This window comes from Streptomyces sp. NPDC088553 (assembly GCF_044752965.1).
In the GTDB taxonomy this organism is placed as follows: domain Bacteria; phylum Actinomycetota; class Actinomycetes; order Streptomycetales; family Streptomycetaceae; genus Streptomyces.
This window is the reverse complement of the sequence record NZ_JBIVMG010000009.1, coordinates 34,839-46,991: the sequence shown is the minus strand read 5'-3', so window position 1 is coordinate 46,991 and position 12,153 is coordinate 34,839. Positions and strand designations below refer to the sequence as shown.

Below are 12,153 nucleotides of genomic sequence, written 5' to 3'. Positions count from 1 at the left end.
GGCTCTGACCTGCACACTGGCGCTCAGGTCGGAGGGTGGCGCGTCAGTGCGCAGCAGGGTCGGGCAGAGTCGTGCTGAAAAGTGATCGCGGCGGTGCTGGTTCTCTCAGCGCGCCGGACAGATGGCGCTGGACATGCGGCCCAGGTCGACGTGCCGCCGACTCACCAAGGCAATTCCAGTTCCAGACATGACGGAAGCGTGTCACGGGACTTTGGACCCAGTCCAGCATCGTCCAGAATATGGACGTAGTCGTCTCGTTTTGTGAGATGGTGTGGTGTGGGTCACGCGAAAGGGGCCCTGATCAGGGCCCCTTCGCGGGTCTTCGGTACGGGGTGCCGGGCGGCGTGTACGTCGCGCGCGCCGAGGGGCGCGGCCGGCGGCGTCAGGCGTGGGCGCCCGGCCACGGGCCCGGGGCCTCGGTCTCGTCGACCTCCTCCACCTTGGTGTCGAAGAGCCGGAAGCCGCGGCGCTCGTAGTTGGCCATGGCGTGCGGGCCGTCGAGCGAGCAGGTGTGCAGCCAGACGCGCCGCGTCGCCTCCCGCCCGGGCCAGCGCTCGGCCAGGTCCCAGGCCCGCGCCACCCCGTACGACAGCAGGTGACCACCGATCCGGCGTCCCCGGAAGGCCGGGATGAGGCCGAAGTAGACGATCTCCACGACGCCGTCGTCCTGAGGGTCCAGCTCCACGTACCCGGCCGGCGTCCCCTTGTCGTACGCCACCCAGATCTCGGCGCCCGGCTTCTCGACGATCTCCTGCCACTGCTTGTACGTCAGCGACAGCCTGTCGTTCCAGCGGATGTCGCCGCCGACCGCCGTATAGAGGAAGCGGCTGTACTCCGGCGACGGGACCGCGGCCCGCGCGATGGTGATGTCGTCACCCTCCGGGGCGGGGGAGGGGCGCAGATCGGCGGGGGAGGTCTGTTCGAGGGACCAGGTGGTGAGAGTGATGCGCATGGGTTCATCGCATCACGGCCCCGTTCGGCGAGGCGACCGGGGGGTCGGGCGGTGGGGCCGCCGGTCCGGGGTGTCCGCATGCTGGACAGACGTGGCCGGATCGGGGCCGTCCGCGCCCTGAGCGCACTGCACGTCCCGCGCGCCCTGCACGTCTCACGGGCCCCGCACGTCCGACGCGCCCCGGCACCCCGCACCCCGGACGTCCGACGCGCCCCGGGCGTCCGACGCGCCCGGACGTCCGACGCGCCCCGGGCGCTACGCGATCGTGCCCGTGCGGGGGCCCCGTACCGCCGGTGCCAGGGAGTGGGGCAGCAGGTCGGCCGGGCGTTCCGGGCGGAGGACCTCCACCGCGACCTCCTCGCTGAAGCGGTAGGGGCGGTGCGCCAGGACCCCGGCCAGGTTCCGGCGTACCCGGGACATCTCCGCCCGTACGGTCACCGTCCGCGTACGGTCCCCGAACACGTCGTGCGCCAGCTCCGCCGCCGTCCGGCCGTCCCGGTGCATCGCCAGGACGTAGAGGAGCTCCGCGTGCCGAGGGCTCAGCTCCTGCTGCCAGCTGCCCGCCGCCCCCGAGACGGACACCGTCCAGCGGCGCGGTCTGCTCAGGTCGAGGACCACCCGGCTCGCCGCCGCCGTGCCCGGCTCCTCCGCCGGCGTCTCCTCCTCGACCCGCAGCAGCCAGCCGCCCGGCAGCGGCTCCACCGCGCACACGCCGAGCGAGGGCAGCCACATCCGGCCGGACCGGAAGGACTTCGGCAGCGTGATCCGGTCCACCGGCGCGAGCCCCGTCACGGCCGCCGTCCAGCCGTGGGTGTCCACGGCGACGGCGCGTCCGCCCACCCGGCACAGGATCGGCGCGGCCACCGCCCGCAGCCGCTCGACCGAGCTGCGGTGCCGCTCCCGCATCTCCGCCTCGGCGAGCTGGGCCACCGAGCCGACCAGGGCCAGCATCGCCGGATGGAAGCTTGACGCGGGGCCGCTCACGTCCACGATGCCGAGCAGCCGCCGGTCGCGCGGGTCGTGCACGGGCGCGGCGGCGCAGGTCCAGTTGTGGAGCGCCTGGACGTAGTGCTCGGCGGAGTGCACCTGGACCGCCCGGCCCATGGCGAGGGCCGTACCGACCGCGTTCGTCCCGGTGGTGTGCTCGGTCCAGGCCGCGCCCTCCTCCAGACAGATGCCGTTCGCCTGCCGCATCACCGCGAGGTTCCCCTGCCGCCACAACACCCGGCCGTGCTCGTCGGTGACCACCATGATCTGGAGGGAGGTGTCGGCGATGCCGGCGAGCCCGCCGCTGAGCGTCTGCATGACCTCGGAGAGGAGCGTGGTCCTGCGCCGCTCCTCCAGCTCGTCGCGCTGGAGCAGCACGCTGTTCGTCCCCTGGTCCGGGTCGAGTCCCAGCCGCGCCATCCGTTGCCAGGACGCGTCGATCACCGCGCGGGGCGCGATCGGGGGCGTACGGCCGGCGAGCGTCTCCTCGCGGACCCGGTGGAGCAGCCGGGTGGCCTGGGCGGCGTCCATGGCGGCGAGGCGCTTCATGTCGAGCTGCGTGTTATTCATCGGTCTCTCCCAGCCACCCGGGGTGCTGTATCGGTTCTGCACGGGGCAGATGTCCGGAGTGTCGGTGCCCATCGTGCCGTTCGGAAGCGTCCCGCGAGGCCCGGTTCGGGTAATCCTGCAACCCTTTGCAACTCTGGTCGCCGATCGGCCCCCTGGGTGAAGGTGGTGCGAGCGGCGGGTGGTGCCGTGTCGGCGCAGCACCACCCCCGCTTTTCCGCGCGTGCCGACCCTCGCGGTCCACCCCTGGCACGCGCGGCGAACTTCCCCCGGGTGTACGTACGCAGTCGCCTCAGGTCCCCGATGTACGGAGCCGCCTCAGGTCTTCACCAGGCGTACCGACTCGCCTCAGGCCTCCACCCGTGCCCGCTCCACCAGCGCCCGCAGGTCCAGCGTGTGCGGCAGCGTCCCGAACGCCGCGCCCCCGTCCCCGCCGAGACGCGCCGCGCAGAAGGCGTCCGCGACCTCCGGCGGCGCCCACCGCACCAGGAGCGCCCCCTGGAGGACCAGCGCGAGCCGCTCAGTGATCCGCCGCGCCCGCGCCTCGATCCCGTCCAGGTCCGCCAGTTCGACGAGCAGCCCCCGGATCGCCCGGTCGAGCCGGTGGTCCGCGCCCCGCGCCGCCCCGACCTCCCGCAGGAACGCGTCCAGCGCGGCGGGCTCCGTCCGCAGCGCCCGGACCACGTCGAGCGCCTGGACGTTCCCCGAGCCCTCCCAGACCGAGTTGAGCGGCGACTCCCGCAGCAGCCGGGGCATCCCGGACTCCTCCACGTACCCGTTGCCGCCCAGGCACTCCAGCGCCTCCGCCACCATCGGCGTGCACCGCTTCGTGACCCAGTACTTCGCCGCCGGAACGGTGATACGGAGCAGGGCCCGCTCCCGCTCGGCGTCGCTGCCGCCGCCGGTACCGGCGGCGTCGTAGGCCGCCGCCAGACGCATGCCCAAGACCGTCGCCGCCTCCGACTCCAGGGCCAGATCCGCGAGGACGTTCCGCATCAGCGGCTTCTCGATCAGCGGCCCGCCGAAGGCCTCGCGGTACGCGCAGTGGTGCACGGCCTGAGCCACCGCCTGCCGCATCAGCGCCGCCGAACCGAGGACGCAGTCGAGCCGGGTCGCCGCCACCATGCCCATGATCGTGCGGAGCCCGCGCCCCTCCTCGCCGACCCGGCGCGCCCAGGTCGTCCCGTCGAACTCCACCTCGGCGGAGGCGTTCGAACGGTTGCCCAGCTTGTCCTTCAGACGCTGGATCGCGAAGGCGTTGCGCGAGCCGTCCGCGAGGACCCGCGGCACCAGGAAACAGGTCAGCCCCGCCGGCGCCTGCGCGAGGACCAGGAAGGCGTCCGACATCGGCGCCGAACAGAACCACTTGTGCCCCGTCAGGACGTACTCCCCGTCGGCCGCCAGCGGGTGCGCCTCCGTCGTGTTCGCCCGGACGTCACTGCCGCCCTGCTTCTCCGTCATCGCCATCCCGAGCAGGACACCCGGCTTCTCCGCGACCGGGCGGAGCCCCCGCTCGTACACGTGCGAGGTCGCCGCCGGCTCCCACACCTCGGCGAGCTCCGGCTCGGCGCGCAGCGCGGGCACGGCGGCGTGCGTCATCGACAGCGGGCAGCCGTGCCCCGCCTCCGCCTGCGACACGACCAGGAACCCGGCGGCCCGGCGCACATGACCGCCCGGGCGCCCCCACGCGTCCGTCAGCCCGGCCCCCACCGACTTGCCGAGGAGCCGGTGCCAGGCCGGATCGAAGTCGACCTCGTCGATCCGGTGGCCGTACCGGTCGTGGGTCCGCAGCCGCGGCGGGTTGGCGTTCGCCCGCTCGCCCCACTCCCGGACCTGGGCCGAACCGGCGGCCCGGCCGAGCACGACGAGGTCCTCGCGGACCTCCGTGAGGAGCTCCGGCGCGAGGTGTCGTTCGACCGCCTCCGTCAGGACGGGATCGGTCATGAAGACGTCGTACCCGACCAGGGGCGGAGCCTGGTTGGTCACGGTGTGGGTGCTCGCTGCCATGCCGATACGGTAAGCAGGTGCAGGCAGCAAGCGAAACACCCGAACGGCCCGAGCGGCGGCCCTGGAGCAGGCTCCACCGTGCGCGCGTCCTCTACCGCAACGTCTCGAAGCGGAAGATGGTCTGGCTGCTCCTCAAGGACACCGTCAACTCGTGCATCGAGTACCGGATCCTCGGCCTCGCCGCCGAGGCGGCGTTCTTCACCCTGCTGTCGCTGCCGCCGCTGCTCCTCGGCCTGATCGCCCTCCTCGGCTACGCCGACGACTGGACCAACACGGACACCGTCGCGAGCATCGAGGAGAACATCCTCCGCGCCGCCGGAACGGTTCTCTCCGACCGCGGGGTCCATGACATCGCGAAACCGCTCCTGGACGACGTGACCCAGGGCAAACGCCCCGAGCTGGTCTCCCTCGGGTTCGCGATCGCCCTCTGGTCCGGATCACGCGCGGTGAACGTCTTCATCGACACCATCACCGTCATGTACGGGCTCGACGGCCACCGCGGCATCGTGAAGACCCGGCTCCTGGCCTTCCTGCTCTACATCGTGGCCCTGATCATCGGAGCGGTCGTCCTGCCCCTCGCGGTGGTCGGCCCCGACCGGGTCGTCGAATTCTTCCCCTGGGGCACGGAGGTCGTCGCCGTCCTCTACTGGCCCGCCGTCATCCTGCTCTCCATCGCCTTCCTCACCACGCTCTACCACGTGTCCGTGCCCGTCAGATCGCCCTGGATCGAGGACATCCCGGGCGCCCTCGTCGCCCTCGCGATGTGGGTCCTCGGCAGCTTCCTGCTGCGCATCTACCTCACCAGCCAGGTCGAGGGACCGACGATCTACGGCTCCCTCGCCGCCCCCATCGCCGTCCTCCTCTGGATCGGCATCTCGGCCTTCGCCGTCCTGGTCGGCGCCGCCGTGAACGCGGCCATCGACCGCGTCTGGCCCTCCGTGGCCACCGCGGCGGCCCGCGAGGCGAACGAGCGGGCCCGCGCCATCCAGGCGGCGGAACTCGTCGCACGCGTGCGCGCCGAGGCGGAGGACGTCGACGAGGACGACCCGGACATGCCGTCCGAGTTCCCCGAGCGCTGGTCCCGGTTCCTGCCCCCGGACGACGTGAAGTCCCGCCTCCACTCCGGCTGGGAGAAGGACTGACCGACCGGCGGGGCTATTTTTGAGGTGTGTACGAGGAGCGCCCCGCCCTGCTCGACGGAGCCGTCCTGTGGACCCGGACCGCCGGCCCCGCCACGGACGGCGCCCGGCCCGTCCTGCCCGACGGCTGCATGGACCTGATCTGGGCCGACGGACACCTTCTCGTCGCCGGACCCGACACACGCGCGTACGTACCCGGGGAGTTCGCCGCACGGTACGCGGGCATCCGCTTCGCCCCCGGTGACGCGCCCGGCTTCCTCGGCGTCCCGGCCCATGAGCTCCGCGACCGGCGCGTCGCCCTCGGCGCGCTGTGGGGCGAGGTCGGGGCGCGGCGGCTCGGCGAGCGGATCGGCGAGGCCCCCGACCCGGCCGCCGCCCTGGACGAACTCGTCCGGCGCAGGGCCGCCGAGGCCCCCGCGCCCGATCCGCTGCTCCGGGCCGTCGTGGCGCGCCTCGCGGCCGGCCGGGCGGTCGCCGAGGCGGCCGAAGCGGTCGGGATCGGCGCCCGGCAGCTGCACCGGCGGTCCCTGGACGCCTTCGGCTACGGCCCGAAGACACTCGCCCGCGTGCTCCGGCTCCAGCGGGCGCTCGCCCTGGTCCTGGCCGGCGTGCCGTACGCCGAGGCGGCCGTCCGGGCGGGCTGCGTCGACCAGGCCCATCTCGCTCGCGAGACCAGGGCGCTGGCCGGGACGACCCTCGGTGCCTACGTGGCGTCCGTGGCCTCTGCGACGTCCGTGACGTCCGTCGCGTCTGTGGGGTCCGTGGCGGGGTCGGCGAACAGCGAGACGCCGCTGCCGTCCGGGTCGAGGACCACCGCGTAACGCTGGCCCCAGAAGGCGTCCCAGGGCTTCAGATGCCCCCGGTACCCGGCGGCGACCAGCTCCTCGTACGTCGCGTCCACGGCCTCCGGCGTGGCGCACCGGAAGGCGAGCTCGATCCGGTTGCCGCCCTCGGGCCGCCGCCGGTCGGGGTCGAAGGAGCGCACGACGTCCTCCGTGTCCCAGGCGATCCGCAGTCCGCCCGGCAGCGCGGTCTCCACGTGCGGGGCGGACTCGGCCCCGTCCGGGAGGTCCAGGCCGAGGCGGCGGTAGAAGGCGAGCGAGGCGGCCATGTCGGAGACGACGAGGCCGATCAGGTCCAGGTGCGGGGTGATGGGTGCTGTGTCCATGAGGGCACGGTAGGCAGGCCGTCCCCGGCCGGTCTTGTACGAATCGGACCTCGGCCCCGACCGGAACATGGCCGGAAAAAGGTCCTGCAAAGGCCGAAAATAAATGCCTGGCGTGGTCCGAACGGGTCGCGCTAAGGTCATGTCGTTCTCATGGACCGGCCGTTGTGCCGTCCGTGACTGTCGCTGTGCGTGATCCAGGAGGTGTGACCGATGGCTGTCGTCACGACGGGCGTTGCCCGCATTCAGCAGTTCGTTCACTCCACCTCCGTGGTCGCCGGCTGACCTTCCTTCTGCGCGCCGATCGGCGTGTGCCGGGGCCACCCCTGTGAAGGGTCCCCCTTGTCTTTCCCGCTTTCCCCCATCACTTCCTCCTCCTCTTCCTCGCCGCTCGACGCCCATGGCTGGGACGCCGGGTGGGCCACCGCCTTCGCCCCGTACGCCGCCCAGGGACTCGTCCCCGGACGGGTCGTCCGCGTCGACCGCGGTCAGTGCGACATCGCCACCGCCGACGGGATCGTGCGCGCCGACACGGCGTTCGTGACCCCGCACGACCCGCTCCGGGTCATCTGCACCGGCGACTGGGCCGCCGTCGACCCCGAGGGCGTCGGCGACCCCCGCTACGTACGGGCGTGCCTGCCGCGCCGTACGGCCTTCGCGCGGTCCACCTCATCCAAGCGGTCCGAGGGCCAGATCCTCGCCGCCAACGTCGACCACGCCGTCATCACCGTCTCGCTCGCCGTCGAGCTCGACCTCGGCCGGATCGAGCGCTTCCTCGCCCTGGCCTGGGAGTCCGGCGCCCAGCCCACCGTGGTCCTCAGCAAGGCGGACCTCGTGCCCGACCCCGTCGGGCTCTCCTACCTCGTCGAGGACGTGGAGACGGTCGCCCCCGGCGTCCAGGTGGTGCCGCTCAGCTCGACCACGGGCGAGGGGCTCGACGTGCTGTCCGCGGTGGTCGCGGGCGGTACGACCGTGCTCCTCGGCGTCTCCGGCGCCGGGAAGTCGACCCTCGCCAACGCCCTCGTCGGCGAGGACGTCATGGCCGTCCAGGCCGCCCGGGACATCGACGGCAAGGGCCGCCACACCACGACCACCCGCAACCTCTTCGTCCTGCCGGGCGGAGGCGTCCTCATCGACACCCCCGGGCTGCGCGGAGTCGGGCTCTGGGACGCCGAGACGGGTGTCGGCCAGGTCTTCTCGGAGATCGAGGAGCTGGCCGGGGACTGCCGCTTCCACGACTGCGCCCACGAGGCGGAGCCGGGCTGCGCGGTGGCGGCGGCGATCGAGGACGGCTCGCTTCCGGTGCGCCGCCTGGAGAGCTACCGCAAGCTGATCCGCGAGAACCAGCGGATCGTGGCCAAGACCGACGCCCGCGTGCGCACCGAGATCCTCAAGGAATGGAAGCGCAAGGGCGCCGAGGGCCGCCGCGCCATGGAGCTGAAGCGCGGACACGTCCGGTAGCGGGCGTACGGGGGAGTGGCGGGCCTTTCCCCCATGGCGGGCGTGACGGGGGAGGGCCGGACCCTCCCCCGTAGCGCCGTGTCCGAAAACCGCGAGCCGGGGGTCGTCGGCCGTCGCACACTGGGAGACGTGAAGGACGACGACACCCGCTACGAGGCGGTCAGCAGCAGGGACGCGCGGTTCGACGGAGAGTTCTTCTTCGCCGTCCGCACCACCGGCATCTACTGCCGCCCCAGCTGCCCCGCCGTCACCCCCAAACGGCAGAACGTCGCGTTCTTCCCGACGGCCGCCGCCGCCCAGGGCCACGGCTTCCGGGCCTGTCGCCGCTGCCGCCCGGACGCCGTGCCCGGCTCCGCGGCCTGGGACGTACGGGCCGATGTCGTCGGGCGCGCGATGCGGATGATCGGCGACGGCGTCGTCGACCGGGAAGGCGTGCCCGGCCTCGCCGGACGCCTCGGCTACAGCACCCGGCAGGTGCAGCGCCAGCTCACCGCCGAGCTCGGCGCCGGACCCGTCGCACTGGCCCGCGCCCAGCGGGCGCACACCGCACGGCTGCTTCTCCAGACCACCGGTCTTCCGGTCACCGAGATCGCCTTCGCGGCCGGATTCGCCAGCGTCCGCCAGTTCAACGAGACCATCCGCGCCGTCTACGCCCGCACCCCCACCTCCCTCCGCGCCGAGGCGGGCAGCGGCGCCGGAGCCCGCACCGCGCTCGCCGCCGGGGTGCCGCTGCGGCTCGCCCACCGGGGGCCGTACGCGGCCGGCGAGGTCTTCGACCTGCTCGCGGCCGAGGCCGTGCCTCGCGTGGAGGAGGTCGTCGGCGCCCCCGGCGCCCGCACCTACCGGCGCACCCTCCGCCTCCCGTACGGCACCGGGATCGTCTCCGTCGACGAGCGCTCCGCCGGGCGCTGGCTGGAGGCCCGGATCCATCTCACCGAGCTGCGCGACCTGACCACCGCCGTGCACCGGCTGCGCCGCCTCTTCGACCTGAACGCCGACCCGTACGCGGTCGCCGAGCGCCTCGGCGCGGCCCCCCGGCTCGCCGCCGAGGTGGCCGCCCGGCCCGGCGTACGGTCCCCGGGGACGGCCGAACCGGAGGAGTTCGCCCTGCGGACGCTGCTCGGCGCGGCGGAGTCCGCCCGGGTCGTCGAGGAGCACGGCACCCCGCTGGCCACCGGCTGCGGCAGCCTCACCCATGTCTTCCCGGAGCCCCGGGCGCTGACCGGCCACCCCGTCGCGGGCCCGCTGGCCCGCGCGCTCACCGACGGCGAGGTCCGCCTCGACCCGGGCGCCGACCGCGACGAGGCCGAGCGCGCGCTGCTCGCCGTGCCCGGCGTCACCGCCGAGGCCGCCGCCCTGATCCGGATGCGGGCGCTCGGCGACCCCGACGTGCCCCCCACGGACGGCCCGGACACCGAGGAGTGGCGCCCCTGGCGCTCGTACGCCGCCCGCTACCTCAGGACGCCGCTCCCGGGGACTCCTCAAAGCCCCGGCTGTGGATCCGGCGCGGACGGATCCGGATGACCTCCCCGCTGACGCGCGGGCCCAGCGGGTGCGGGCCGACGAGCAGCTCCGCCTCCCCCCCCCCCGGATCTCGACGCCCCGCACCCGCCAGGGCGGACGCTCGCGAGATCGTCGACGACCGGCGCCACCGTCGGATCGTTCCGCGGTTGCGCCACTTCTCAGCCGGCGGATCGGCAGCGGGGCCCGGGCCCCTCACTCCTCCGGCCCAGGACTCAGCCCCAGAGCACCGCCCCCGCCCACGCCCCCACGATCAGCAGGCAGGAGAACAGCTCCACGAGGACGCTCGTGCCGGCCGCCCGCATCACCGTGCGGGTCGCCGCCCTGGCCTGGCCGTGGCCGCCGAGCCGGAGCCGCTCCGCGAGGTAGATCCCGCCGACGAAACCGGGGATCGCGCCGAGCACCGGGACCAGGACGAAGCCCAGAAGGGCGCCCGCACCGGCGTACGCCACCATCCGCCGGGTGATGCCCACGCCCCGGAAGCGGCGGGGCGGCAGCTGCCAGACGACCACCTGGGTGAGCAGCAGCAGACCGGTCGTGGAGGCGAGCAGGATCCACGCGAGGTCGGTCCGCTCGTGCAGCGACCACCACAGCATCGCCGCCCACACCAGCCACGTTCCCGGCACGCCGGGCGCCAGTACCCCGAACAGGCCGAGCAGCATCACCGTCGCGACGAGCAGGAGCTGCCACACACCCATGTGCCCAGCGTGCCGGAATTCGGGTGTTCCCGCAGGTCAAGGCGGACGAATGGAGGAGCGGGGGTCAGCCGGCCAGGGGGAGGGCGGCGGCCACGAGGTCCCGCTCCTTGCGGCCGAGCAGCGGGAACAGGATCTTCAGGGAGGTCTCGCTGTGCGGCGAGGAGACGACGAAGGAGGAGTTCACATACCGCTCCGTGATCTCCGACCGGACCAGACCGGCCCGCTGGAGCGTCATCGTGTGCTCCACCGGCTTCGCGAACACCGGGTCCGCGCGGAAGATGAACAGCCGGCGGTCGGTCATCGCCAGGTACATCGGGGTCGGCGTCGGGATGACCGCCATCGTGCCACCGCTGAAGACGGCCGACGCCACACCGAACGCGGCGGTCCGGCGCGCCGAGACGGAGCTCAGGTTGACGACGCTCGTCACCTCCACCCGCTCCCCGGGCTCCAGCAGCGGGGTGACGGTGGCCAGCAGGGCGCGGCGGCGCCTTCCGTTCATGGCGGTGCTCCTGAGGGGTCGTACGGGAGGGCGGCGGGCCGGCAGGTCCGAACCGGGCGCGCTCACCCTGCCATACGGCCCCCGCTCAGCCGCGTGCCACCCACCCCTTCTCGTACGCGTGCCAGCCCAGCTGCAGCCGGGTCGTCACCCCGGTCAGCTCCATCAGGCCCTTCACCCGGCGCTGCACCGTCCGCAGCCCCAGGTCCAGCTGCTTGGCCACGCTCGCGTCCGTCATCCCGGCGAGCAGCAGCGACAGGATCTCCAGGTCCATGACGTCCGGACCGGGCGCCTCGTCCTCGGTGATCTGCGCGCCCGCCCCGAGCCGCAGCGGCAGCGCGTCGCGCCACACCGACTCGAAGAGGCCCATCAGCGATTCGAGGAGCCCGCTCGCGTGCACGACGATCGCCGCCGGTTCCGCGCCCCGCCCGGTCAGCGGCACCATCGCCAGGTTCCCGTCGGCGACCACCAGCTTCGTCGGGACCCGGTCCGCGACCCGGATCCGCTCCTCACGGCTGAGCGCCGCCGAGAGTTCGAGCAGCCCGGACGGGAGCGTCAGCACCTCCCGCTCGATCACCACCCGGTAGCGCACCCCCCGCCCGGCGGCCTGCTCCTCCGCGTCGTTCTCCATGCCGGAGACCGCGATCGGCTTGCCCGTCACCAGGGCGCAGACCTCCTCCTGCGCGCCCAGCTGGAGCTGGAGGAAGCGGTGGGTGACGGCGCTCGCGCCGGTCACCACCTCGACCAGGTCGTGCACGGCGGCCTCCGCCGCCTCCGCCCGGTACTCCTCGGCGAGCAGCTTCGCCGCCAGCTCGGCCTGCTCCAGCTCGTGGCGCTGCTGGGTGAGGAGGGCGCCCAGGGCGACCCCCGGCGGCGCCGCCACCCACCGCCCGATCCTGGCCGAGGACTGCGCGGCCAGGCCCTGCGACTCCAGGCGGCGCAGCGCCCGCTCGGTGTCCCGCTCGGGCAGCGCGAGCCGGTGCGCCAGGTCGGTCACCTCGGCCGCGCCCAGCGCGACCAGCGCCCGGTACGCGGACTCCTGGCGCTCGTCGAGTCCTATCGCTCCCAGCATGGATGCCCCACCCCTCGCCCTACCTCCGGCGGTGCGCCCGGATCTTCCCAGGACATTCACCGGAGGCATTCGTTCCGTTGGTGACCTG

The 12,153-nt window shown here is 73.6% G+C and carries 12 protein-coding genes and 1 pseudogene; 4 read left to right on the top strand and 9 right to left on the bottom strand.

Annotated elements, in window-relative coordinates:
* Positions 1 to 105: 105 nt before the first annotated feature.
* The 4 genes from ACIP8Z_RS28670 to ACIP8Z_RS28655 all read right to left on the bottom strand — a co-directional run bounded on the left by ACIP8Z_RS28670 (position 106) and on the right by ACIP8Z_RS28655 (position 4,513).
* On the bottom strand, positions 106 to 189 hold the full coding sequence (locus tag ACIP8Z_RS28670; protein WP_310591794.1) for a putative leader peptide: 84 nt from the start codon (positions 187 to 189) through the stop codon (positions 106 to 108).
* Between the two features lie 193 nt (positions 190 to 382).
* Positions 383 to 952: a GNAT family N-acetyltransferase gene (locus ACIP8Z_RS28665; RefSeq protein WP_402088435.1), complete on the bottom strand. Its 570-nt coding sequence runs from the start codon at positions 950 to 952 to the stop codon at positions 383 to 385.
* A gap of 255 nt (positions 953 to 1,207) precedes the next feature.
* Positions 1,208 to 2,509, bottom strand: a complete 1,302-nt coding sequence (locus tag ACIP8Z_RS28660) for a GAF domain-containing protein (RefSeq protein WP_402088433.1) — start codon at positions 2,507 to 2,509, stop codon at positions 1,208 to 1,210.
* Positions 2,510 to 2,854: 345 nt separating this feature from the next.
* On the bottom strand, positions 2,855 to 4,513 hold the full coding sequence (locus ACIP8Z_RS28655; protein WP_402088431.1) for an acyl-CoA dehydrogenase family protein: 1,659 nt from the start codon (positions 4,511 to 4,513) through the stop codon (positions 2,855 to 2,857).
* A 17-nt stretch (positions 4,514 to 4,530) separates the two neighbouring features.
* On the opposite strand from ACIP8Z_RS28655, the gene ACIP8Z_RS28650 reads away from it, so the two are divergent.
* Positions 4,531 to 5,655, top strand: coding sequence for a YihY/virulence factor BrkB family protein (locus tag ACIP8Z_RS28650; protein WP_402088429.1), 1,125 nt, complete (start codon positions 4,531 to 4,533; stop codon positions 5,653 to 5,655).
* A 26-nt stretch (positions 5,656 to 5,681) separates the two neighbouring features.
* The gene (locus ACIP8Z_RS28645) at positions 5,682 to 6,473 is read left to right on the top strand and encodes a helix-turn-helix domain-containing protein (RefSeq protein ID WP_402088426.1); all 792 of its coding nucleotides are present in this window, start codon (positions 5,682 to 5,684) and stop codon (positions 6,471 to 6,473) included.
* Here the strand turns inward: ACIP8Z_RS28645 and ACIP8Z_RS28640 are convergent.
* Positions 6,356 to 6,820, bottom strand: coding sequence for a VOC family protein (locus tag ACIP8Z_RS28640; protein WP_402088423.1), 465 nt, complete (start codon positions 6,818 to 6,820; stop codon positions 6,356 to 6,358). The genes ACIP8Z_RS28645 and ACIP8Z_RS28640 overlap by 118 nt on opposite strands.
* Positions 6,821 to 7,159: 339 nt before the next feature.
* On the opposite strand from ACIP8Z_RS28640, the gene rsgA reads away from it, so the two are divergent.
* Together rsgA and ACIP8Z_RS28630 are read left to right on the top strand one after the other, a co-directional pair.
* Complete coding sequence (rsgA, locus tag ACIP8Z_RS28635; RefSeq protein WP_402088420.1) at positions 7,160 to 8,278, top strand: ribosome small subunit-dependent GTPase A; 1,119 nt, start codon at positions 7,160 to 7,162, stop codon at positions 8,276 to 8,278.
* A gap of 78 nt (positions 8,279 to 8,356) precedes the next feature.
* Entirely contained in the window at positions 8,357 to 9,802 is a 1,446-nt protein-coding gene (locus ACIP8Z_RS28630; RefSeq protein WP_402088417.1) for a DNA-3-methyladenine glycosylase 2 family protein, read from the top strand.
* Here the strand turns inward: ACIP8Z_RS28630 and ACIP8Z_RS28625 are convergent.
* From ACIP8Z_RS28625 to ACIP8Z_RS28610, 4 genes and pseudogenes are all read right to left on the bottom strand, one after another.
* Positions 9,735 to 9,962 (bottom strand): annotated as a pseudogene (locus tag ACIP8Z_RS28625) (PPOX class F420-dependent oxidoreductase); the annotation flags it as partial. The gene ACIP8Z_RS28630 and the pseudogene ACIP8Z_RS28625 overlap by 68 nt on opposite strands.
* Positions 9,963 to 10,014: 52 nt before the next feature.
* Positions 10,015 to 10,497, bottom strand: a complete 483-nt coding sequence (locus ACIP8Z_RS28620) for a DUF456 domain-containing protein (RefSeq protein ID WP_402088415.1) — start codon at positions 10,495 to 10,497, stop codon at positions 10,015 to 10,017.
* Positions 10,498 to 10,561: 64 nt separating this feature from the next.
* Complete coding sequence (locus tag ACIP8Z_RS28615; RefSeq protein WP_402088412.1) at positions 10,562 to 10,996, bottom strand: hypothetical protein; 435 nt, start codon at positions 10,994 to 10,996, stop codon at positions 10,562 to 10,564.
* A gap of 85 nt (positions 10,997 to 11,081) precedes the next feature.
* On the bottom strand, positions 11,082 to 12,065 hold the full coding sequence (locus tag ACIP8Z_RS28610; protein WP_402088410.1) for a helix-turn-helix domain-containing protein: 984 nt from the start codon (positions 12,063 to 12,065) through the stop codon (positions 11,082 to 11,084).
* Positions 12,066 to 12,153: the final 88 nt, after the last annotated feature.

Excerpts from the sequence above, each read along its gene's own strand:
- ACIP8Z_RS28620 (WP_402088415.1), bottom strand. The coding sequence starts at position 10,497 with ATGGGTGTGTGGCAGCTCCTGCTCGTCGCGACGGTGATGCTGCTCGGC.
- ACIP8Z_RS28655 (WP_402088431.1), bottom strand. The coding sequence starts at position 4,513 with ATGGCAGCGAGCACCCACACCGTGACCAACCAGGCTCCGCCCCTGGTC.
- ACIP8Z_RS28640 (WP_402088423.1), bottom strand. The coding sequence starts at position 6,820 with ATGGACACAGCACCCATCACCCCGCACCTGGACCTGATCGGCCTCGTC.
- ACIP8Z_RS28670 (WP_310591794.1), bottom strand. The coding sequence starts at position 189 with ATGTCTGGAACTGGAATTGCCTTGGTGAGTCGGCGGCACGTCGACCTG.
- ACIP8Z_RS28665 (WP_402088435.1), bottom strand. The coding sequence starts at position 952 with ATGCGCATCACTCTCACCACCTGGTCCCTCGAACAGACCTCCCCCGCC.
- ACIP8Z_RS28610 (WP_402088410.1), bottom strand. The coding sequence starts at position 12,065 with ATGCTGGGAGCGATAGGACTCGACGAGCGCCAGGAGTCCGCGTACCGG.
- ACIP8Z_RS28615 (WP_402088412.1), bottom strand. The coding sequence starts at position 10,996 with ATGAACGGAAGGCGCCGCCGCGCCCTGCTGGCCACCGTCACCCCGCTG.
- ACIP8Z_RS28660 (WP_402088433.1), bottom strand. The coding sequence starts at position 2,509 with ATGAATAACACGCAGCTCGACATGAAGCGCCTCGCCGCCATGGACGCC.